The sequence below is a fragment of the Arcobacter roscoffensis genome, assembly GCF_024267655.1.
Lineage (GTDB): Bacteria > Campylobacterota > Campylobacteria > Campylobacterales > Arcobacteraceae > Arcobacter_B > Arcobacter_B roscoffensis.
This window is the reverse complement of record NZ_CP100595.1, coordinates 2,479,514-2,503,561: the sequence shown is the minus strand read 5'-3', so window position 1 is coordinate 2,503,561 and position 24,048 is coordinate 2,479,514. Positions and strand designations below refer to the sequence as shown.

Annotated in this window: 16 protein-coding genes and 1 CRISPR repeat array; of the genes, 11 read left to right on the top strand and 5 right to left on the bottom strand. The window is 28.9% G+C overall.

Annotated features, from left to right (window positions below):
- The first annotated feature begins 1 nt into the window (after window position 1).
- The 4 genes from clpA (at window position 2) to aat (ending at window position 4,729) form a co-directional block, all read left to right on the top strand.
- Window positions 2-2,221, top strand: a complete 2,220-nt coding sequence (gene clpA / locus NJU99_RS11885; protein WP_254576125.1) for an ATP-dependent Clp protease ATP-binding subunit ClpA — start codon at window positions 2-4, stop codon at window positions 2,219-2,221.
- A gap of 130 nt (window positions 2,222-2,351) precedes the next feature.
- Window positions 2,352-3,200, top strand: coding sequence for a flagellin (locus tag NJU99_RS11880; protein ID WP_254576124.1), 849 nt, complete (start codon window positions 2,352-2,354; stop codon window positions 3,198-3,200).
- A gap of 119 nt (window positions 3,201-3,319) precedes the next feature.
- Window positions 3,320-3,979 (top strand): c-type cytochrome, encoded by a 660-nt coding sequence (locus NJU99_RS14965; RefSeq protein WP_346731809.1) that lies wholly within the window; start codon window positions 3,320-3,322, stop codon window positions 3,977-3,979.
- 78 nt (window positions 3,980-4,057) lie between these two features.
- Window positions 4,058-4,729: a leucyl/phenylalanyl-tRNA--protein transferase gene (aat, locus tag NJU99_RS11870; protein WP_254576123.1), complete on the top strand. Its 672-nt coding sequence runs from the start codon at window positions 4,058-4,060 to the stop codon at window positions 4,727-4,729.
- Here aat and NJU99_RS11865 read toward each other — a convergent pair.
- Complete coding sequence (locus tag NJU99_RS11865; RefSeq protein ID WP_254576122.1) at window positions 4,726-7,074, bottom strand: HD domain-containing phosphohydrolase; 2,349 nt, start codon at window positions 7,072-7,074, stop codon at window positions 4,726-4,728. The two genes, aat and NJU99_RS11865, sit on opposite strands and share 4 nt — an antisense overlap.
- 122 nt (window positions 7,075-7,196) lie before the next feature.
- Window positions 7,197-8,123 (bottom strand): helix-turn-helix transcriptional regulator, encoded by a 927-nt coding sequence (locus tag NJU99_RS11860; protein WP_254576121.1) that lies wholly within the window; start codon window positions 8,121-8,123, stop codon window positions 7,197-7,199.
- A gap of 233 nt (window positions 8,124-8,356) precedes the next feature.
- Between NJU99_RS11860 and NJU99_RS11855 the strand changes: the two genes are divergently transcribed.
- The 7 genes from NJU99_RS11855 to NJU99_RS11825 all read left to right on the top strand — a co-directional run bounded on the left by NJU99_RS11855 (window position 8,357) and on the right by NJU99_RS11825 (window position 17,655).
- On the top strand, window positions 8,357-12,355 hold the full coding sequence (locus NJU99_RS11855) for a hypothetical protein (RefSeq protein ID WP_254576120.1): 3,999 nt from the start codon (window positions 8,357-8,359) through the stop codon (window positions 12,353-12,355).
- A 1-nt stretch (window position 12,356) separates the two neighbouring features.
- Window positions 12,357-13,181: a RhuM family protein gene (gene rhuM, locus NJU99_RS11850; RefSeq protein ID WP_254576119.1), complete on the top strand. Its 825-nt coding sequence runs from the start codon at window positions 12,357-12,359 to the stop codon at window positions 13,179-13,181.
- On the top strand, window positions 13,181-14,146 hold the full coding sequence (gene cas1 / locus NJU99_RS11845) for a CRISPR-associated endonuclease Cas1 (RefSeq protein ID WP_254576118.1): 966 nt from the start codon (window positions 13,181-13,183) through the stop codon (window positions 14,144-14,146). The genes rhuM and cas1 overlap by 1 nt, the downstream gene beginning before the upstream one ends.
- 1 nt (window position 14,147) lies before the next feature.
- Entirely contained in the window at window positions 14,148-14,435 is a 288-nt protein-coding gene (gene cas2, locus NJU99_RS11840) for a CRISPR-associated endonuclease Cas2 (RefSeq protein WP_254576117.1), read from the top strand.
- Window positions 14,432-15,001, top strand: coding sequence for a CRISPR-associated protein Cas4 (gene cas4 / locus NJU99_RS11835; RefSeq protein WP_254576116.1), 570 nt, complete (start codon window positions 14,432-14,434; stop codon window positions 14,999-15,001). Before cas2 ends, cas4 begins: the two co-directional genes overlap by 4 nt.
- Before the next feature lie 222 nt (window positions 15,002-15,223).
- A CRISPR array of direct repeats spans window positions 15,224-16,349; the repeat unit is 37 nt; unit sequence CTAACAAATTATAACTAGCTTCCACTTAGTTTGAAAC.
- A gap of 103 nt (window positions 16,350-16,452) precedes the next feature.
- On the top strand, window positions 16,453-16,860 hold the full coding sequence (locus NJU99_RS11830; RefSeq protein WP_254576115.1) for a BLUF domain-containing protein: 408 nt from the start codon (window positions 16,453-16,455) through the stop codon (window positions 16,858-16,860).
- A 45-nt stretch (window positions 16,861-16,905) separates the two neighbouring features.
- Window positions 16,906-17,655: a ferredoxin-thioredoxin reductase catalytic domain-containing protein gene (locus tag NJU99_RS11825; protein ID WP_254576114.1), complete on the top strand. Its 750-nt coding sequence runs from the start codon at window positions 16,906-16,908 to the stop codon at window positions 17,653-17,655.
- 38 nt (window positions 17,656-17,693) lie between these two features.
- On the opposite strand, the gene lpdA is transcribed toward NJU99_RS11825, so the two are convergent.
- The 3 genes from lpdA to aceE are packed head-to-tail and all read right to left on the bottom strand — an operon-like array spanning window position 17,694 to window position 23,904.
- Window positions 17,694-19,469, bottom strand: coding sequence for a dihydrolipoyl dehydrogenase (gene lpdA / locus NJU99_RS11820; protein ID WP_254576113.1), 1,776 nt, complete (start codon window positions 19,467-19,469; stop codon window positions 17,694-17,696).
- A 9-nt stretch (window positions 19,470-19,478) separates the two neighbouring features.
- On the bottom strand, window positions 19,479-21,209 hold the full coding sequence (aceF, locus tag NJU99_RS11815; RefSeq protein ID WP_254576112.1) for a dihydrolipoyllysine-residue acetyltransferase: 1,731 nt from the start codon (window positions 21,207-21,209) through the stop codon (window positions 19,479-19,481).
- Window positions 21,210-21,219: 10 nt separating this feature from the next.
- A complete protein-coding gene (aceE, locus tag NJU99_RS11810; protein WP_254576111.1) occupies window positions 21,220-23,904 on the bottom strand; it encodes a pyruvate dehydrogenase (acetyl-transferring), homodimeric type in 2,685 nt (894 codons plus the stop codon).
- Window positions 23,905-24,048: the final 144 nt, after the last annotated feature.

Sequence of the window (24,048 nt, the reverse complement as noted above, 5' to 3'; positions counted from 1 at the left end):
AATGATAAGTAATGAATTAAGAAACATTTTTGCACAAGCAGTAAGCTATGCAAAAAGTAGTAAACATGAATATTTAACAAGTGAACATATTTTTTTAATGTTACTACATGATGAGACTATTGAAAATCTATTTATTGACTTAGGTGTTGACTCAAATAAACTATTTGATGATACTAAAAAGTATATAGATGAAAATACACCTGTTTTACCAGAGGGTATTGAAGATGAGCCAATTGAGACTGTATCTTTAACATCAACAATTGAGTATATGGTAGCACATACTCAAACAAGTGGGAAACAAAAAGCAAATGTAGAAGATATGTTTGTGGCACTTTTAAAAGATGAGAAGTCTTATTCTTCTTATTTATTAAAAAAATCAGGAATTCAAAAAGTAGATATACTTGAAGAAATCTCTCATAAAGAATTAGATGAAGATATGGAAGATTCTAAAGTTGGTGAAGAAAAAGAGAATAAAGTATTAGATCAAAACTCAACAGAGTTAGTGGAACTTGCAAAAAAAGGTGAGATTGACCCTGTAATTGGAAGAGAAAAAGAGATTTCAAGAGTTGTTGAAATACTTTCGAGAAGAAAGAAGAATAATCCTATTTTAGTTGGTGAACCAGGTGTTGGTAAAACTGCAATTGCTGAGGGATTAGCTTTAGAAATCGCAAATGAGAAAGTACCTGAGTTTTTAAATAATGCAAAAGTATTTTCACTTGATATGGGTTCTATGATTGCAGGGACAAAATACAGAGGGGATTTTGAGAAAAAATTAAAATCACTTTTAAAAGAAGTAGTAAAAGTTCCAAATGCAATTTTATTTATTGATGAAATTCATACAATAGTAGGAGCTGGAAGTGTTGGAGGATCTGCTATGGATGCTTCAAATATCTTAAAACCAATGCTAGCAAATGGAAAACTAAGATGTATAGGAGCTACTACTTTTGCTGAGTTTAGAAATGATTTCTCAAAAGATAAAGCATTAAGTAGAAGGTTTGCTAAAGTAGATGTTGAAGAGCCATCTGTTGAAGATGCTATCACTATTTTAGAAGGCTTAAAGTCTAAGTATGAAGAGTTTCATGGTATTAAGTACTCAAAAGGTGCTATTGAAAGTGCTGTAGAGCTTAGTAAAAAGTATATTACAGATAGATTCTTACCTGATTGTGCTATTGATGTTATTGATGAGGTTGGAGCTTCAAAGAAGATTGGTTTAGCTACTAGTAAAACAAAAACTAAAAACAATCTTACAGTATCAGCAAAAGATATAGAGCTTACAGTTTCAAAAATGGCTCATATTCCAGCTAGAAGTGCTACTAAGTCTGATTTAACTTTATTAAAGTCTTTAGAGAAAAATATGCAAAAAAGAGTATTTGGACAAGATGATGCAATTTCTGCAATTACTCAATCAATTAAAAGAAATAAAGCAGGTCTTGGGCTTGATAAAAAACCTATTGGATCTTTTCTTTTTACTGGACCTACTGGTGTTGGTAAAACAGAAGTTGCAAAAGAGTTATCAAATCAATTAGGTGTACATTTTGAGAGATTTGATATGAGTGAATATATGGAAGCTCATACAATTTCAAGACTTATTGGTGCTCCTGCTGGATATGTTGGTTTTGAACAAGGTGGACTTTTAACAGAGGCTATTAGAAAACATCCTCATACAGTACTTTTACTTGATGAGATTGAAAAAGCTCATCCTGACTTAATGTCTATTTTACTTCAAGTTATGGATAATGCCGAGCTTACTGATAACTCAGGAAATAAAGCGGACTTCCAAAATGTGATTTTAATAATGACATCAAACTTAGGTGCAACAGAAGCTAATGTTATGGGATTTGCAAAAGATGATGGGTTAAATGAGAATAAAGCCATCAATAAATTCTTTGCTCCTGAGTTTAGAAATAGACTTGATAATATTGTATCTTTTGCAGCTCTTAGTTCAGATGTTGTTGCAAAAGTTGCAGGTAAGTTTATAGAAGACTTAGAAGAGGCCTTAACTGATAAGAATATCAAAATTTCTATTACAGCTAAAGCTAAAAAAGAGTTAGCATTATTAGGTTATGACAAAGCAATGGGTGCAAGACCACTTAATAGAGTTATTTCTGAAAAAATCAAAAATGTACTTACAGATGAGATTTTATTTGGTAAGCTTAAAAAAGGCGGACAAGTTAAGATTGATTATAAAGAAGATTTTACATTCGAATATAAGCCACTTTAACAAGTGGCTTTTTTTAAACTCTAAAAATAAATTAAACTAAATTTAAGAATTGTTTAAAAGAAAAAATGAGATAATTAGTAATACAATTTGTAAAACTAGCTAATTAAAGATTTTTTGAAAGGAGTTTACTATGAGATTAAATACTAACATATCAGCTTATATAGCATATGAAAATTATAATACTACAAGTAATCTTTATCAGAAATCTTTAGAAAGATTATCAAGTGGACTTAGAATAAATAGTGCAAGTGATGATCCCTCAGGTCTAGCAATAGCAGATAACTTAAGAACACAAGCAAATTCAGTAAAACAAAGTATTGAAAATGCAAACTCTGCAATAGCTTTAACTCAAATTGCAGATAAAGCAATGAATGAGCAATCAAATATAATAGATATAATCAAATCTAAACTTATTCAAGCAAGAACAGCAACAACTTCTGATGATGGTAGAGAAGCTATACGAAAAGATATTGTTAAATATATAGAACAACTTGATAATATTGCTTCACAAACTAACTATAATGGAATCTCTTTACTGCAACAAGGAAGTAATGATAATGCCCTTTCAAATGAGCTCTCTTTTCAAATAGGTGAGAGTGCAAGTGATATTATAAAACTAAATGGGGTTAGATCAAATAGCACAGGTTTAAATCTAACAGCTTTAAAAAATTTAGGTGAGGGTGCTTTAACAGCAGATGTAGCAGCTACAAATATGAGTGTTTTAGATGAATCTTTAAATACTTTAAATTCATTTAGGTCCGACTTTGGTTCTACTCAAAATCAATTAGAATCATCTATTCGATATATGATGACAATGGAAACAAACCTTAGAGCTAGTGAATCTACTATTAGAGATGTAGATTATGCTAAAGAAGTTATGAATTTAAATAGATTAAAAATTGCAATGGAAGCTGGAATGTATGCTATTGCCCAAGCTAATAGAATACAAGATATGATGATTAAATATCTATTTAGATAAAAACATTTTGAGTATTAACACAATTAGTATACAATACGCAAGTATACTTTCAAAAATTTAGTGCTTATTTAGCAAAAATAAAGTAAAATAAAAAATTATTAATCAAAAGGATTTAAAACATGAAGAACATTTTATTAAGTTCAGCTGTAGCTGTGTTATTATTTACAGGTTGTACTGAAGAAAAAAAAGAAGAAACAACTGCGAGTGTTGAAGTAAAACAAGAGGTTCAAGCACCTGTTGAAGTAAAAACAGAAGAAGTAAAAGCTGAACCTACAACAAAAGAAGTTGTTGTAAAAGCTGCTGATGAAGTTAAAAATACTGTAACAAAAGCTGCTGAAGATATTTCTAAATCAGTTTCAACTGCTGCTTCAAAAGTAGCTGAAGATACACCAAAAGTTGTTGAAGATACAGTTACTAAAACTAAAGAAGTTGTAAATGATACAGTTGAAAAGACTAAAGAAGTTGTTAATAATGTAAGTAAAGAAGCTGCTGCTATGGTTGATTCTATGACTAAAGAAAAAGAAGAAGCAAAACCTGCTGTAAATGGTCAAGCTTTATTTGCTTCATGTGCTGCTTGTCATGGACAAAATGGTGAAAAAGCTGCTTTAGGTAAATCTCAAATTATTAAAGGATGGGATAAACAACAAGTTCTTGATGCTTTAAATGGATATAAAAATGGAACTTATGGTGGAGCTATGAAAGGTGTTATGACTGGACAAGTTGCTACTAAAACTGATGCTGAAATTGACGCATTAGCTACTTATATCTCAAATTTATAAAATAAATAAAGTAGGCTTTCCTACTTTATTTTACTTCCTTTACTTATTTGTTATAATCTTCAAAAATGAAGGTTACTTTTGAATCTAAATATATACCCCTTGGATAAATACTCTTTTAACTTTCCTGACCCTTTGTATTGCAATGATGAAGGACTAATTGCCTATGGTGGTGACTTAAATCCAAATAGAATAATCACAGCATATACAAAAGGAATATTCCCTTGGTATAATCAAAATGACCCAATATTATGGTGGTCTCCAAACCCTAGAATGGTACTAGAATTAGATGAGTTTAAAGTCTCTAGAAGTTTAGCTAAAACTATAAGCAAAAATATCTATGAAATAAAATTTGATAAGAATTTTGAACAAACAATTATAGAGTGCGCAAATGCAAGAAAACATAAAGAGGGTACTTGGATTTTAGATGAGGTAGTAGAGGCTTATATAAAACTACATGATATGAACTTCGCTCACTCCTTTGAGGCTTATTTTGACGGAGAGTTAGTAGGTGGAGGTTATGGAATAAATATAGGAAATATATTTTGTGGTGAATCAATGTTTGCTAAAAAAAGTGATGCTTCAAAAGTTGCTTTGTTTTATCTGGTTCAAAGACTTAAAAAAAGTGGCTTTAAACTGATAGATTGCCAAGTTCCAAGCTTACACCTTGAATCACTTGGAGCAAAAAATATATCAAGAAAAGAGTTTTTGTCTTTAGTTGAAAACTCTATTTGTAATCCTAAAGTGTTTTAACTCTTAATATATAAAGAAATATCAACTTCATCAATTTGTTCTTCTTTTAAAAATTTTTCTGCATACTCTTTATATACACCAGATGTTAGAAATAGTTTGAATATGTCTTCATCAATATGTTTATCTTTTACCATAAAACTCAGTATCTTAATTGATTGCGATAATGTTTTTGCTTCTTTATATGGTCTATCTGATGCAGTTAATGCTTCAAATATATCTGCAATTGCCATAATTCTAGCTGGTATTGACATATCTTTTTTAGTAAGTTTTCTTGGATAACCTGTACCTATGAGTGTTTCATGATGAGCACCAGCATATTCTGGTACTTTTTTTAAGTTATTTGGAAATGGAAGTTGTTCAAGCATAATAATTGACATAATCATATGTTCATTTATTTTGAATCGTTCCTCTTTTGTAAGAGTTCCTTTTTTTATAGTTAAATTATAAACTTCCCCTAAATTGTATAAATCTTTTGGTACATCAATTTTAAACTTATATTTATTGTATTCTTCATGATTAAAATGTTCTCTTTTTATAATATGCTCATTTTTATCATCTAGAAGTTTTTCTTGTTTTGGCTCAAATTCTTTATTTTTTGATAGTCTTTGTTCTTCTTCTTTTGATAATCCAATTGTGTCATCAAAATATTTAATCCAAGTTCTTGAAGCAATATTTTTAATCTCTTCAATATCCTCATCTTTCATAAATTCACCACCAATATTTGCATCAGCAATTTTTTTGAACTCTTCTTGTAATTTAATATATTCTTTTTGCAACTTATCTTTTTCTTCTTCTTGATTTGCTCCATTTAATATATTTTTATACATTTCAATTGTTTTATCTCTGTATATAACTTCAAATCTTGTACGTATTTCATGGATTCTATTGTATATAGTTTCAAGTTTTGTAGCCTTATCTACAACATACTCAGGTGTAGTTACCTTTCCACAATCATGAAGCCATGCAGCGATGTTTAATTCTCTTTTTTCTTCCTTAGTTTTAAGCTCAAAATCTTTAAATATAGAACCTTTGCTCTCAGAAGCAGCATTTGCTAGTAAATTTGTTAGAATAGGAACCCTCTCACAGTGCCCACCTGTATATTTTGATTTTGCATCAATAGCACTTGCAATTAATTTGATAAATGAGTCCATTAATTCTTTTTGTTTTTCTTGATAACTTTTTATTGAGTTAGCCATTTGAACTAATGATATTGACAGTTCTTTAAATTCTTTGATTCTTGTATTTACATGTGATACATTATCAAAGTCTCTTTTTGAAATTTTATCGTTCTCTTTCATCAGAGCTTGCACTGGAATAACTAGAACTCTAGTAGAGTAGTAAATTAATGGAATAGTAAATGTTAAGATTAGAATAGTGATAAAAAATGATGAATAAATTTTATCAAGATAAGGTTGAATAATAGTATCTACAGGAGTTAAAATCGCAAGGTAATCTTTTACTTTATAAATAGACTTGATTTGTGAGATATGAACAAAATAATCTTGATTATCTATTTTCATCATAAAATTGTGTTTTTTAAGATTGATTTTTGCTTTTTTAGTGATTTCACTGTATGGCATGACTGAAATATCATTTTTTTTATTTTTAAAGTTTACATAAGATGAAATCTCTCCACCTTTTTTAAATAAAAAGATTTGATCTATATTTGATAAGGACTGCTTTTTTAGATAATTATTCATACTTTTCAAAGATACATCAATCCCAAAAACTAAATTTGTATTTTCAATCGCTTTTGCATAAGTTATTCCCTTTGCTTCTAGATTTGTATACATGTAAGGTTTGGTTTTTATAATTATGTCACTTTTTAAAGCTTCCTTAAACCAAGGCCTAAGAGATGGATTGTAAGAAGCTACATGTCTTGAACTTTTTAATTGATTTAATTCTTCATCAAGGAACTCTTCATATTTTATTCTTTGATTTTTTTCTTTGTATATTTTTACAACAAGCCATTTTATTTGTTTTGATACTTTATATTTTTTTCTTAAGCTTTCGTCTATATCTAGATTTATTACCTCGTAAAAGTCTCCATTTTTATTTCCAGTGTATAAAGCATATATATGAGTGTTATTTTTTAAGGTTGTTGTAAATAAAGCTAAAAGAGGATGCCTTAAGTCTTTTTCTGGTGTTATTTTTATTTCATCAAAAATCTCAAATGTAGATATAATATCATTATTTCTTTTATCTAATGATTTCACTTTTAGGTCTATTTTTTCTGACATTTCTTTAAACTTGTCATTTGTTGCTTTAAATGCTAAGTCTTTTGAGAAATGATACTGCAGTAATAGTGTAGTTATTATAACTGTAGAAATAAGAAAAATTAACAATAATGAAATTGTTGGCCTTAACTTTATAAAATAATTATTTATATTACTCATGAAATCTTCTTTTAGATGTTTTTTAATTATTTTATCATATTTTCTTTTTTTATTATAGTAAATTCGTATTTTTAAATCAAAAGTTCCAACTGATTGTCTAAAAATTCTCTATTTATAATAAGAATTTTTTTAGCTAGTGATTTTGGTTCTATTACTAAAAGATGGGGTTGCCACTTTTTTAGTTCAAATAAAATCTCATTTTCACTTGTAATATCTAAGAGTATTTCAATAGATTCATCATTATACTTTTTTGTAATAATTTGAGAAGAGTTAAGAGGTCTTCTAACAAAATATTTAGAGATTTCTTTTTTTACTAGAAGTCTTATTTGAAATAGATCTTCATTTGGTTCAAACCAGACATTTATTGCAAGTTTTAGTTTCTCAATAGCATTTGGGTTTTCTTTATATGTTTTGTCTGTAGAGTTTAAAGACTCAATATCTTTTATATAAAAGGTTTTAAGTCTATTTGTTAAAATATCATTTCCATAAAGATACCAGTATCCATCAAAGGTAGTGATTTTATAAGGTTCAATAAATCTATATTTATTTTTGTATTGAAATTGGATTTGTGTTTTATTTTTGATACTTTCTTGTATGTCTTTTATGATTTCTGTTTTATTACTAATATCTTCTATTTCTATTTTAGAAAAAATAGGTGTTTCATGTCTGTTTTGTATTTTAGAAAATAGTTTATTTGTACTAGAACTAAAGGTATTTCCCATAGATAAAGACAACTCTTTTAATATATCTAAAACCAAGTCCTCTTCAAAGCTTAAGTTTTTATCAATACTATGACCTTCTTTCACCTTCCACTTATGTCCACTTTTTTCAATAGGTAGCTTTGAAGCTAAGCGTTCATTGAAGTCACGTTGTATGGTTTTTGTAGATACATTGTACTCTTTGGCTAAGTCTTTTACACTTAATATTTCCCCTTCACGTAGGCGTTGCCAAATGGAAGTTAGTCTAAAAAGTATCTTATCATAATCATGTTTTTTCATAAGTTTTTCCTAGTATAAAAACGGACATTAAATTGTCTAGTAAGTATAGTAGACTTTTTATAAATATTCAAAAAGGATAAAAAATGGAACTTTTTATATTTGTAGGAATACTATATATGGTATATGATACATTTTTTGAAGAGGATGAGAAGTTTGTATAAAATAAGGTGACTTAATGAGTTTTTTTTAAATAATTTTTTAGATATAATTTACTAAATTTTAAAGGTGTTGTTTTGAGTAAGTTAAGTATTTCAATAGATATGGGTGCAAAGAATAATGGTGTTTTTATAGTAAAGAGTAATGCTGATAATATAGAAAATAAAAAAGCTGCAAATATTATAGTAGATAATATAAACTTTTCAAAAAAGAGTAGAAGAGAAAATCGTCATAAAGATAGAAACTACAAAAGAAGAAAATTAGCAAAGAGACTTTTAGAAGAATTTATTGACTTATCAAAATACACTCAAAAACAACAAGAACTAATTTTAGGACTTTTGAATAATAGAGGATATACTTTTATTTCAACATCTACAGATTTTGAAAAACTAAATGATGAAACAGTCAAATTTATAAATAATTATTTTGAAGAACTTAAAGGATTAATTTCAAAAGAGGATTTTGAAAATAAAATAAGTTCTTTTGAAAATTTAGATGAATTAAAAGAGTTTATATATAGTATAAATAAAAAAATAAATACAGAAACGAAAAAGAAAAAAGTAGAATTTTATAAAGAGTTTCAAAACTCATTTTCAAGTATTATAAAAAAAGATTTGATACTCCTTAGGGATTTGCTTTCAAATATTTTAAAAGAGTTAGACACAGGAAGTAAACCAAGAGTTAAATATCTTGATGAAATAAAAACTGAAATACAAAGAGATTTTGATTTTATTTATGAATATTCAAAAGAACAATTTTTTAACCTTATAGGAAATATCTCGAACTTTCAGTTAAGAGTTTTAAGAAAATATTTTAATCAAAAGTTTGATGATAAATTAGATACTTTAAAGTTAGAGCAAAAAGTGCAAAGATATTTTAAAGCATTTCATTATAAAAGTGACAAAGAAAAAAAGCAAAAAAAAGAGTTATTTGAAATATTAGATACTCAGCCAAATATAAAAGATTTTTTAATAACTACTAATCCAAAGCTTACTATCCCACCTTATGAAGATATGAACAACCGTGATACGTATAAGTGTAACTCTATGCTTATAAAGCCTGAGCTAATAACTGATGAGCTAAGAAAAACTATTGATTATCTACTTTCAAAATCAGAGTTTTCAAATCTTCTCATATCTTCAAATGAGGGCGTATTTGAAAAAGAGAAGCTAATAAAAACAAAAGTAGTATCAGGCAATAAACAGATAAAAGAAGACTTTACTTATTCTAAATATCTCCAAAGAATACTAGATTCTACAAGTGAAATAACGACAAGAGAACTAAATCCTAGAAATGTATTTAAACATAAAGCAAAGTTTGAAAAAGGAACTATAGATAGTATAGTTTGCTTTCAAAAAGTATTTGGGATAAAAGCTTATAATAGCTTAAAAGATATAGCTATAAAATACTATAAAGAAGAAGAAAAAATACACAAAGGTATCTACGAAGAATCAAACTCTATCTTTGTAAAGTGTAATACAAATACACCATATAAAAATAATGCAAAGCATATCTTACTAAAACCTATATACTCTTACAGCTTCTCAAGTGAAGAATCTGATGAATTTTTAGAAAATATAAAAGCTACAAAAGGTTTACAAACTGCATTAAAAAGAGTAAGTGATGAAGCTAAAAAATACCAAAATAGTTTTTATCATATTATCGAAGCTTGTTTTAAAGATGAGAAATGTGTGGATGATAAAGATATAAAACTAATAGTAAAAAATATAAACAAAAACTTCTTAGAATTAAAACAGATACTAAAAGATAAAAACACTTATTTAGATGAGATAGAAAGTGTAGATGAATTTAATCTAAAAAGAGTGATAAATATTTTCAAACAAACTTATGAAATACTTTTTAAAGATTTAGGTGGCTTTAATAAAACTTGCAAACACTGTACAATAGAAAATGCCCTAAGAAGTGATGAGAGTTTAACAATAGGAAAAAGACTACTATCAGATGTGGCAAAACCAATAGATGGTATGCTTGATATGATGCTAGATAGACTTGCCTTTGAGATAAGTGAAAATATAGATGATAGTGATATAAAAAATATAGAAAAATTAGAGATATTGCTAGAACAAAATAGATTTGAGTTTGAAGAAAATTTAAATACTATAAAAAGGGCAAATGATTCATCTATAAAAAAATATAAAAGAGAGAATAAAGATAAGCTAAATGTAGATATATGTCCATATAGTGGAAAAACATTTGATAAAGGTGATTGGGATCATATCTTGCCTCAAAGTAAAGGAGTGTATAACTCAAAAGCGAATATGATTTATTGTTCTGTGGAAGGTAACCAAAAGATAAAAGCTAATCAAGATTATACTTTAGAGAAGATACATAAAAAGCATCTTGAAAAAGTATTTGGTAAAAAAACACTTGAAGAGATAAAAGCTATCATAAAAACAGGAATAGAAAGTATAAATATAGATAACTTCACAAACTTTGATAACCTAAAACTACACCAGCAAATAGCACTAAGATATGCACTGTTTTTAAGAGATAGTGAAGAATTCAAAAAAGCTTTTGAATTAGTTCGAAGAGATAAAATAAAAACTTTTTCAAATGGTACTCAAAAAAGATTAGCAAGATTTATCTATGAAAAACTATCTAAAAAGTTTGGAACTAGCTTTAAAGATATAGAAGTAGATAGTAAAACTATAGATAACCAACTAGTAAGAAGCACTAGAAATATACTTGCTCAAGATAAATCAGAGTTAGAAAAAAAAGAGAAACAAGACAGCCACTCACACTGTATAGATGCTATGGTAGTATTTTATTTAGCAAACTCTACGATAAAAGGTAGAGCAGATAAGAAAAAAGAGAATATTGACTCACTAGTGCCATTTTTTGATTTTGATGATATTTATTTGAGTGAATCAGGTATAAACAACCTTTCTAAAAAAAAGACCTTTATTAACTCTCCTACAAAAGAGTTAGGTTCATATAAACTTTTTGATGATACGATTTATAGTGAACAATATAAACATATCACAAATAAAAACAATAAAAAAGACATAGATAAGCTTATAGAGTATTCACTATTATTTGATACTAAAAATGCTAAGAAAATATATCTAAACTCTTTTGAAGAATTAGAAGAGAAAAGAGTTTATAAAATAGATGTACAAAAAGTATCAAATACTTTATATGAGCTATTTGTAACTAAAAATAAAACTGAATTATCTAGTCTAAAATTTCTTGACAAACTTCAATATGTAAGTTCAAGAAAAGAAATACAAACTATATTTTTTGATGATAAACAAACAAAACTAAAAGAATTTAGTATAATCAAAAACATCCCTTACTTTAGCCAGAGACTATACAAAGCAGTATATAAAAAACTTCAAGAGTGTGAAAATCTTTTTAAGACAAATGAAGATGGTAAAACTTTTTTAAATAGTGAAGTATTAAACCAACTTTTAAAAGATATGTTTGATTCTAAACAAAAAGAAGAAAATAGACAGCGAAGAAAAAGAGCTAAGAAAAGACACAAATATACTCTACCAATACTAGGAAGTGCAAAGTTTAGAATAAAAAGAAAAAACACTTGGCAAGTACTAGGAAATAAAGATATAGCAACAAAAAACTATATCATAAATGGCGATATAAAACCTATTCCTTATTTTACAAAAAATACTATACCTTTAAAAGTTGCTGATTTGTTGGATTGTTTATTGATAGATGAAAATAGTAAACCTGTTTATGAAGTTGATAATATTGATATTGATGATGTAAGTAAATACTTATTAAATCTTAAGTATTTAGTAAGTGAATCAAAAAGATGTACTATCCAAGCTACTTTTATAAAACAAAGTTTTGTTGATATAGATTTTACTAAGATAACTGTTTTTGATGGTGATAAAGATGAAGTATTTAAATCTTTTTTAGAGAACTATTTAGAAAATAAAGACTTAAAACTAAATAGTTTTTTGGGTTCTATACGAGATGGACTAAAAGCAAAAGCAACACTTATAGACAACAACTCAAAAACAATAACACTTCAATATAAAGCAGCTATAACAAAAGATAAAAAACAAATAATCCTAAATAATATTAAGGACTAAAATGCCAAATACAGTTATCTACAACAACGGTGAGTTAGAGTTAAATATATCAGTTGATAGTGAGACTATATGGTTATCACAAAAACAACTTTGTGAACTTTTTGATAGGGATAAGTCTGTAATATCAAGACATTTAAGAAATATATTTAAAGAAAATGAACTTGATAAAAACTCAGTTGTTGCAAAAAATGCAACAACTGGAAATGATGGTAAAATTTACCAAGTAGATTATTATAATCTTGATGTTGTTATATCTGTTGGATATAGAGTAAATTCTTTAAAAGCAACAAAGTTTAGACAATGGGCAACAAAAATTTTGAGAACATATATTCAAGATGGTTATGTTTTAAATACTCACAAAATAACAGAACAAAGACTTTTCAGTCTTGAAAAAGATATTCAAGATATAAAATCCCAAATATCAAATAAAACATTAGAAGTAAAGCAAGGTATATTTTATGATGGAGAGATTTTTGATGCTTATGTTTTTTTAAATGATTTGGTAAAAAGTGCAAATAAATCTATACGTATCATAGATAATTATATAGATGAGTCTATATTAACTTTACTATCTCAAAATCAAAATATATCTATACAAATATATACAACTAACATAAGTAAAAAACTAACACTAGATATAAAAAAGTATAATAATCAGTACAATAATCTAAGTGTAAAAATATCAAAAAACTTTCACGATAGATTTATAATCATAGATGAAAAGGAAGTATATCCCATAGGTGCAAGTCTAAAAGACCTTGGCAAAAAAGTATTTGCTTTTAGTAAGATGAGAATAAAAGCAGATGATATTATAAGTAAACTATAATGAAGCATATTATAGTAAATAATTACGGAATGTTTTTAGGATTAAAGTCTCAAAGACTAACAATAAAACAAGATGGAAGTATCAAAAATGAAATAGCTTTAAATAGGATAAAAACTATTCAAGTATTATCCCGTGGTATATCACTTTCTAGTGATTTGATAAACTCTTGTTCTCAAAGAGGAATAAAAATATTTTTCAATACTTTTAACTCTTTTTCTGCATTACATACGCTATACGAACATAAATCAGTAATGGTAAGAAAATACCAATTTGAGAAATGTGAATTAATAGAGGGCTTAGAACTTGCAAGAACTTTAATAATAGGAAAGTTGAAAAATCAAAGAGCAACTTTACTTTATAGTAGTAGAGGTTTTGAAAATGAATTTAAACATAATGTTATTGAAAAGTTTGATAAATCAATTTCTCAATTAAAAAATAAAAAAGATATTTCAAAAGATTTTATTTTAGGTATTGAAGGAGTTAGTGCTAGTTATTATTTTGAGTATTTAAAATCTATGGAACTACTTCCCCGTAGTTTTAAATACAGAACAAAAAGACATAGTGAAGAGATAACAAATATAGCTTTAAACTATGGATATGCAATACTTTTTAACTTTATTTATAAAGCTTGTATAAATGCAGGCTTGGAGCCATACTATGGAGTACTTCATAGTGTAAGAAGTGCAAAACCATCATTGATTCTAGATATAATGGAAGAGTATAGAAGCTTTGTTGTAGATAGAAATGTTATAAAACTAAGAAGTAAACTATCAAAAACAAAAGCTGAAAACTTTGATAAAATCAAAAAAGAATTAGCTACAAATATTTTAAAAACATTAAGTAAAAAGTATAAATACAATCATAGAAAATTAACTTTAGAAAGTATTATTCAACGTCAAGTATATAAAGTATCAGGATATTTTTGTTCCCAAAATAAATATAAATCATATATATTTAGGTGGTAGTATGTATACACAAATAATAGTAGGTTATGACATAAGTGAAACAAAAAAAAGAAATAAGTTTTTTGATGAACTAAAAGATTTAGGTTTAGTATCTATACAAAAATCTGTATTTTGGGGTTATGTACTTCCTAGTGAAAAAAGAGTTATAAAAGAACTTTTTAAAAAATATTGTCAGATAGAAACAGATAAAGCTTTTATTGTAAATGTGACATTAGATAAAGATTTAAATGATAGTTTTGGATATGACAACGAGGATTTTTCTCATCCTGAAAGTTTTGAAATAGTATGATACCTATAAATCTAATAAGACAATATAAGTTTTGTCCTAGAATAGTTTACTATAATCTTCTTACAAATATAAAGCCAATATTTCCAAGACAAGTCTCTTTGGGAAATGAATATCATGATTTACAAAATGAGATGCTAAAATCAAGAAAATTTAAAAAGTTTAATATTGATTTTAATGAGATAATATCAGATAAGTATTTTGAAGATGGTGATTTAAATATCTGTGGAAAAGTTGATTTAGCTTTTTTATGTGATGATGAAATTATTCCTATAGAGTTTAAACATATTGAAAAGAAACCAAGCTATTCTCATGTTTTGCAATTAGTAGGATATGGTTTACTTTTAGAAGAAGAGTATCAAAAAAAGTTCACAAAAGCATTTATAGTCTACTCAAATAATATGAAGTTTCATAAAATAGATATAACATATAAACATAAAAAAGATTTTTTTGAAATAATTAAAAGTATAGAAAAAATAGTAAGAAATGATATTTTACCAAATAGTGATGCAAATGAATCAAAGTGCATCCAATGTGAATATCTAAATTTTTGTAATGATAGGTTTTAAAAAATAGATGACGGATGGGTATGGAAAATCCAGATGACCCACTTCATTTGTATTTATCCGTCATAATGATTTCAACCAGAGGTGAAATCTAGTTATAATTTGTTAGATTGTTATTATATCATATTTTCCACAAATAGCAAGTTTTTTTAAACTTTTTTTATTTACGAAAAAATAAGTTTAATAAACAGTTTAAAAGCCCATGAAAAGGGCAAAAAAAATGCTCTAACAAATTATAACTAGCTTCCACTTAGTTTGAAACAAACAACTATCAGAAGAAAAAGACAACAGAGTATATCTAACAAATTATAACTAGCTTCCACTTAGTTTGAAACTGCAACACCGTTATCCATTGAAACAGAAGGGATGAACTAACAAATTATAACTAGCTTCCACTTAGTTTGAAACTGCAACACCGTTATCCATTGAAACAGAAGGGATGAACTAACAAATTATAACTAGCTTCCACTTAGTTTGAAACTCTGATGTAATATTGAATGCAACTGAATAAGCTTCCTAACAAATTATAACTAGCTTCCACTTAGTTTGAAACCAAACAACACTGTTTTTACTTCTAGGAATATTACAAACTAACAAATTATAACTAGCTTCCACTTAGTTTGAAACGCTGTAGCTACATCCAAGTAAGATACTGCTGAACTTCTAACAAATTATAACTAGCTTCCACTTAGTTTGAAACGTTGATAGTAGAACCATAGGCTATAATAGCCATGCTAACAAATTATAACTAGCTTCCACTTAGTTTGAAACCCTAGTAAGTTAATTATAGGTACTTCTAAAAATTCCTAACAAATTATAACTAGCTTCCACTTAGTTTGAAACCGTGAAAGGTGATGGTACTGGTTATTTAGTTAATACTAACAAATTATAACTAGCTTCCACTTAGTTTGAAACGTGAAATCATGTTTGTAAAATGTTGATTCAGTTTCAACTAACAAATTATAACTAGCTTCCACTTAGTTTGAAACTTTTATATATTATTGTTGAGTTATAAAATAAGTATCTAACAAATTATAACTAGCTTCCACTTAGTTTGAAACTTCAATCAAATCACCTATTAAAGAGTCAGGTGATTTGCTAATAAATTATAATTAGCTTCCACTTAGTTTGAAACTAATAAGAACAAACTTTATCTAGTTTTTCTTTTTCACTAACAAATTATAACTAGCTTCCACTTAGTTTGAAACACTTAGAACCAACTCCTACCAATTTAACTGTAGGCTAACAAATTATAACTAGCTTCCACTTAGTTTGAAACTCAAATATTATAACAACACCACGACCATAGTCCAGCTAACAAATTATAACTAGCTTCCACTTAGTTCAAAAATTAAAATATTTTAAAAACAAAAAGTTATAAATAACCATAAAAGTAAAAAAACAGTATCTTCTTTGTATGATATAATTACTTATAAAAGTTTAAAGGTATAGTTATGTATAGAATTATGTATTTAAGCAGAGCTGTTGTTAGATTTTCTGATGAAGAGCTTGAAGAGCTACTTTTAAAGGCTAGACAAAATAATAGTAAGAAAAATGTTACTGGCTTATTGATATTAAAAGGTAGAAGTTTTTTACAGTGTTTAGAAGGTAAAAAAGAGGATGTCTTAGCAATTTTTGAGAAAATCAAAAATGACTCTAGACATGACTCTTTAGTAGAAGTGATAGAAGAAGAAGATTCTAAAAGATATTTTCCAAATTGGTATATGGGATATAAAACTATAAATGAACTTGATGAAGTAAGAACAAAAAAACTTATAGATTTCTCAGAAGCGAAAAATATAAATGCTTTTTCACATAATGATATATCAGAAATTTTCAAAGAGTTTATAGAGGTTAAGTGATATTATATTAAGATGTCATTATTAAATACAAACTAGGATTTATAAATGATAAAAAAGATTGATATAGAAAGCGAAGAGTATCAAACACAACTTGAACTTACAAAACAGTTTACTGATAAAGTAGTTGAGAGATTTGATTTTAGGTATAACCCAAATGATGAGGTAAATGAGTCAATTCAAATGGGTCTTACAAGAAACAAAATGATTTATGGAAAAAGATATTGTCCATGTTTTATGGTTGTTGGTGAAACAAAAGAAGAGCAAAAAGCTGCCAACAACCGATTATGCCCATGTACACCAGCTTTAGAAAAAGAAATACCTACAAGTGGAAGTTGTCACTGTGGTATTTTCTGTACTCCCGAATTTGCACAAGAAGCTGCACAAGAAGAGCAAATGCACGATGCTATTGCTACTCATTCAAGAGGTCTTACAAAAGAAGAATGTGAAAAACTTTTAGAAAAACAAGAAGTAAATGCAGTAGAATTAGAGTCACTACTTGAAGCAAGAGATTTAGGTTTTGTAAAATTCAACCTTATTGATACAAGAGAGTGGATGGAGTGGGTAAGTCAAAGAATCAAAGGTACTGATTATTTAGTTCCTACTACAGCATTTTATCAAGCTTTAGAGCAAGTAGATGATCAAAAAGACACACCTGTTGTTGTTTACTGTTTAAGTGGAAGTAGATCAGCATATTGTCAAAGAATTATGCTTGATTTAGGTTTTAAATCAGTAGCAAACTTAGATTATGGAATTTCTACATTCCAAGGTGAGTGTTTAAGTGGAGAAGAGCAGTAGTACTCTAAAAAATAAATTATAAACTTAAGCTAAGAAGATTATTTCTTCTTAGCTTTTGCATTTGGTAGGTCTGTAATAGTACCTTCAAAAATCTCAGCTGCCATTCCAACTGATTCATGTAAAGTAGGATGGGCATGAATTGTAAGTGCTATATCTTCTGCATCACAATCCATCTCAAGTGCTAGTGAAATTTCACCAAGTAATTCACCTGCATTATCTCCAACAATCGCTCCACCAATCAACTGATCTGTATCTTTGTCAAAAATAAGTTTTGTAAGTCCAGAACTAGCTACATCTGCTGCTAAGGCTCTTCCTGAAGCCGACCAAGGGAAAGAAGAAACTTCATAGTTTATTCCAGCTTCTTTAGCTTCAATCTCACTCATACCAGCTGTTGCTATTTCTGGAAAAGTATAAGCAATACCAGGAATTTGTTTTGGTTCAAAAAAGACTTTATGTCCAGCAATAACTTCAGCAGCAACATGTCCTTCATGAACAGCTTTATGTGCAAGCATAGGACCACCAATAATATCACCAATAGCATGTATATGAGGTACTTTAGTTTTTAGTTGATTATCAACTTTGATAAAGCCTTTTTCATCCACTTCAACACCAGTATTTTCAAGACCGATTTTTAGTCCATTTGGAGTTCTTCCCATAGCAACTAAAACTGCATCATATGTTTGAGGTTCAGGTGCATTTTCACCTTTAAACTCCACATAGATACCTTCTTTTTTAGGAATAATAGATTGTGTTTGAGTCTTAAACATAAAGTTAAAGTTTTTCTCATTTGCTTTTGTATAGACTTTGACAATATCTTTATCAGTTCCTGTCATCACCTGAGGTCCTCTTATAACAACATCAATTTGAGAACCTAGTCTTTGATAAACTGTTGCCATTTCAAGTCCAATAATTCCTCCACCCATTACAAGTAGTTTTTTAGGAACTTCTTTTACTTCTAAGGCATTTGTTGAGTCCCAAATTCTTGGGTCTTCATGGGGAATAAATGACATTTTAGAGCTTTGTGAACCTGCTGCGATAATACAAGAATCAAAAGAAACTTTTGTTTGTTTACCTTCAACATCTGTATGTTCAACAAAGATATTTTTGTCATCAATAAACTTAGCATTACCTTGAACAACTTTTACTTTTCTCATCTTAGCCATAGAAGTTAGTCCATCAGTAAGTTTTTTTACTATACCACTTTTATAAGCTGCAACACTTGGTAAATCAATCTCTGGTTTTGAAAACTTAATACCTGCATGTTCAATATGTTTTGCTTCATCTATAACTTTTGCTACATGTAATAAAGCTTTTGAAGGAATACATCCAACATTTAAACAAACTCCACCTAAAGTAGGGTGTCTTTCTATTAAGACTGTATCTAAGCCTAAATCAGCACATCTAAATGCAGCTGAATATCCACCAGGACCAGCTCCAAGTACTACAACATCTGCTTTTATTTCATTTGCATCAGAAGATATAGCTACTTCACTTTTTTCTTTTTCTATAGTAGGAGGAGTCTCTTCTTGAACCTCTTTTGGAGTAGTTTTTTCTTCAGTAGAAGAAGAGGCTTCTTCAACTTCAACTTTAGCTATTAAATCACCAGAGTTTACTTTATCTCCAACTTTTACTAAAATTTCTTTTACAATTCCACTATGTGTAGTTGGAACATCCATAGAGGCTTTTTCAGTCTCTAAGGTAATAAGTCCATCTTCTTCTTCAACTGTGTCTCCTACTTCAACCATGATGTCGATTAAATCAACATCAGTATCGCCGCCTAAATCTGGAATTAAAATATCTACAATTTTACTCATTTTATATCCTTATAGACTTAACAATCTAATATCTTTTAGAAGATTAGAAAGTGTTGTAGTAAATCTTGCACCATCTGCACCATCAATTACTTTGTGATCATAAGACAGAGATAATGGTAACATTAGTCTAGGTTTAAAGTCTTCGCCATCCCAAACAGGTTTTATTTCAGATTTCGATAATCCTAAAATTGCTACTTCAGGAGCATTGATAATAGGAGTGAATTTAGTTCCACCAATTCCACCTAAAGATGAGATTGTAAAACAAGCCCCTTGCATATCAGTAGCTTTAAGTTTTCCATCTCTAGCTTTAGCAGAAAGTTCTTTTAGTTCAATTGCTAAATCTTTAAAGCCTTTTTTATTGGCATCTTTTATAACAGGAACTACCAAACCATTTGGTGTATCAACAGCAACACCAATGTTAAAGTATTTTTTCATAATTAAGCTTTGCCCATCAAGACTCAATGTTGAGTTGAATTTAGGATGGATTTCTAGTGCTTTAGTTACAGCTTTAATTACAAATACAAGTGGAGATAACTTAAATCCATCTGCAAGTGCATTTTGAGTTTTTCTAAAATCTTCCATTTCTGTAATATCAGCTTCATCAAACTGAGTTACATGAGGCATTGAAACCCAGTTTCTATGTAGAGTAGGTCCTGAGATTTTTTGAATTCTATTTAACTCTACTGTTTCGATTTCGCCAAATTGCGAGAAGTCTATGTCTTTTTGCTCTGGGAAGTTAAAGCCAAGTCCAGACCCCGTAGAAGCTGCTGCAACTGCTGGTTTTGATAACTGCTCTTTTACATAAGCTTTTATATCATCTTTAAGAATTCTTCCTTTTCTACCACTTCCCTTAACATAACTTAAATCAACTCCAAACTCTCTAGCTACTTTTCTAACAGATGGAGAAGCATAAACTTTCTTTGACTTTTCAGTTAGTACAGCTTTAGGCTCTGGTGCTGATTTTGCTGCTACTTCTTGAACAGTAACTGGTTTTTTAGGCTCTTCAACCTTTGTTTCTTCTGGTTTTTTAGTAGAAGTTGGAACTTTAGATTCCATTACAACTGTTTTTGTCATTTTACAAATTAAATCGCCAGTGTTAACTTTCATCCCTGGTTCTACAAAAATTTCTAATACCTCACCACCATGAGGCGCTGGCACTTCCATAGAGGCTTTTTCAGTTTCTAGTGTTACAAGACCATACTCTGTTGCAACTGTTTCACCAACTTCAACCATAACTTCAATTAGGTCAACATCTTTATCATCACCTAAATCAGGAATATAAACATTTTCAATTACTGTACAAATTGTTTGCTCATTTACAAATTGACAAGAGATTTCAGCTCCTGCTGCACTAACTGCTTTTAGTTCATTTTCTGCTTCTTCTATACCAAGTTTTGATTCAGTTTTATTTTCAGAAGATTCTTCTTGAATGTTTTCTTGTTTCTTTTCTTTTTCAGTAGAAGTTTCATCTTTTTCTTCATCAGTAGTAGACGATTCTTCTTCAACTTCAACTTTAGCTATTAAATCGCCAGAGTTTACTTTATCTCCAACTTTAACTAAAATCTCTTTTACAAGACCTCCGTGAGTAGTAGGCACATCCATAGAGGCTTTTTCAGTTTCAAGTGTGATAAGTCCATCTTCTTCTTCAACTGTATCTCCAACTTCAACCATAATGTCGATTAAATCAACATCAGTGTCACCACCTAAATCTGGAATAAATATATCAATTAATTTTCCCATAATTTACTCCTTATGCTTTTAATGGATTGATTTTATTTGCATCAATATTGAATTTTTTCATAGCTTCTGATACAACTGATTTTTCAATTTTTCCTGCATTTGCAAGTTGAGCTAATGTTGTAAATACAATAAAGTCAGAATCAACTTCAAAGAATTTTCTTAAGTTCCCTCTAGAATCAGATCTACCAAAACCATCTGTTCCAAGTGCTTTAAAGTGACCTTTTACAAATGGAGCAATTTGCTCTGAGTATGCTTTCATATAATCAGTAGCAGAGATAATAATATTTTCATCGTCACTTCCTAGTACTTCATCAACATAAGCTGTTTTGTTTGTACCTTCAATATCAAGTAGATTATCTCTTTCAATATTTTGAGCTTCTCTTGTTAGTTCATTATAAGAAGTAACTGAGTAAATCTCTGATGAAATTCCATACTCATTTGCTAGTACATCAGCAGCACTTAATACTTGTTGAAAAATTGAACCTGAACCTAATAGTTTAACTTTGAAATTCTCTTTTGCTTCAACAGTTTTTAACTTATAAATACCTTTGATAATACCCTCTTCAGCACCTTCAATTATTGCAGGTTGTTTATAGTTTTCATTTAGTGTTGTAATGTAGTAATAAATATCTTCTTGTTTTTCCCCATACATTCTCTCCATACCATCTTGAACAATAACTGCAAGCTCATAACCAAAAGTAGGGTCATAAGAAATACAATTTGGAATAGTATTTGCAATAATATGTGAATGTCCATCTTCATGCTGTAGACCTTCACCATTAAGTGTAGTTCTACCTGATGTTCCACCAATTAGGAAACCTCTTGCCATTTGATCTCCTGCTGCCCAACAAATGTCACCAGTTCTTTGGAATCCAAACATTGAATAGAAAATATAAAATGGAATCATTGGACAATCATTAACTGAGTATGAAGTTGCAGCTGCAATCCAAGAACCCATAGCTCCTAATTCATTAATACCTTCTTGAAGTACTTGTCCTTTTTTATCTTCTTTATAATATGCAACTTGATCTCTATCTTGAGGTATATATTTTTGACCTTCATTTGAGTAAATACCAATTTGTCTAAACATACCTTCCATACCAAATGTTCTTGCTTCATCAGGAACAATAGGAACAATTCTTTTACCAATCTTTTTATTTTTAACTAATACATTTAAGATTCTAACAAAGGCCATAGTTGTAGAAATTTCTCTATCTCCACTACCTTTTAATACAGCATCATAAGCACTTAATTCAGGTAGCTCAAGCTTTTGTGAAAATTTACTTTTTCTTTGTGGAAGATAACCATGTAACTCTTCTCTTCTTTCTTTCATATATTTCATTTCAGCAGAATCTTCTGGGAACTTATAGTAAGGGAATTGTTCTAACTCTTCATCTGTTACAGGAATTCTAAATCTATCTCTAAATTGTCTTAAAGAATCAATATCAACTTTTTTAACTTGGTGAGCAATATTTTTACCCTCAGCAGCTTCACCTAATCCATAACCTTTTACAGTTTTAGCTAAGATTACAGTTGGTCTATCTTTAGTTATTTGTGCTGCTTTATAAGCTGCATAAACTTTTAGTGGGTCATGTCCACCTCTGTTTAAAGCAAAAATCTCATCATCTGACATATTCTCAACTAATTTTGCAGTTTCAGGGTACTTATTAAAGAAGTTTTCTCTTGTGTAAGCTCCACCTTTTTGTTTGAAGTTTTGGTACTCACCATCAACCGTTTCTTCCATAAGTTGAAGAAGTTTTCCTGATGTGTCTTTTCTTAATAACTCATCCCATTGTTTTCCCCAAATAACTTTTACAACTCTCCAGCCATTACCTCTAAAGTTACCTTCAAGCTCTTGAATGATTTTACCATTTCCTCTTACTGGACCATCTAGTCTTTGTAGGTTACAGTTAATAACAAATACTAAGTTATCTAAACCTTCACGTCCTGCAAGTCCTATTGCACCTAATGATTCTGGTTCATCACATTCACCATCACCCATATAACAATATACTTTTTGTTCACTACAATCTTTTATACCTCTGTCAGTTAAATACTTTAAAAATCTAGCTTGATAAATTGCTTGTATTGGGCCAAGACCCATAGAAACCGTTGGAAATTGCCAGTATTCAGGCATAAGTTTAGGATGGGGATAAGATGATAGTCCTTCGCTTAAGGCTTCTTGTCTAAAGTTATCCATCTGTTCTTCACTTAGTCTTCCCTCAACAAAACTTCTTGCATAAATACCAGGAGCAATATGTCCTTGATAAAAAACTAAATCTCCACCATCTTTTTCATTTGGAGCTCTAAAAAAGTGATTGAATCCTACATCATATAATGTGGCAGAAGATTGAAATGAAGCAATATGACCTCCTAGCTCCAATTTCTTTCTTGAAGCTCTTTGTACCATCATAGCAGCATTCCATCTAATAGCAGACCTAATTTTTCTTTCTATATCTCTATCACCTGGCATTTTCGGCTCATTTGCCACATCAATACTATTTATATATGCAGTAGTAGCTCTAAATGGTAAATATGTACCATTTCTTCTAGCCTTGTCTATAAGCTGTTCTAATAAGAAGTGGGCTCTTCTTGGACCTTCTTCTTCTAATACTGCTTCTAATGCTTCAATCCACTCTTGAGTTTCAAGAGGATCGATATCTTTTAAAACCGTGTTTAAGTTTTCAACTGACATTTCTTTTTCCTTATAGATTTTTTATAAAAAATTTAAGTTAAAACAAGTATTTCTTATTAACATATTGTAATAATATGAAGGAATAATGTAATAACAGTAGCCTTATATTGTATTGTGATAGTATGGTACATATTTTTAGTTAAT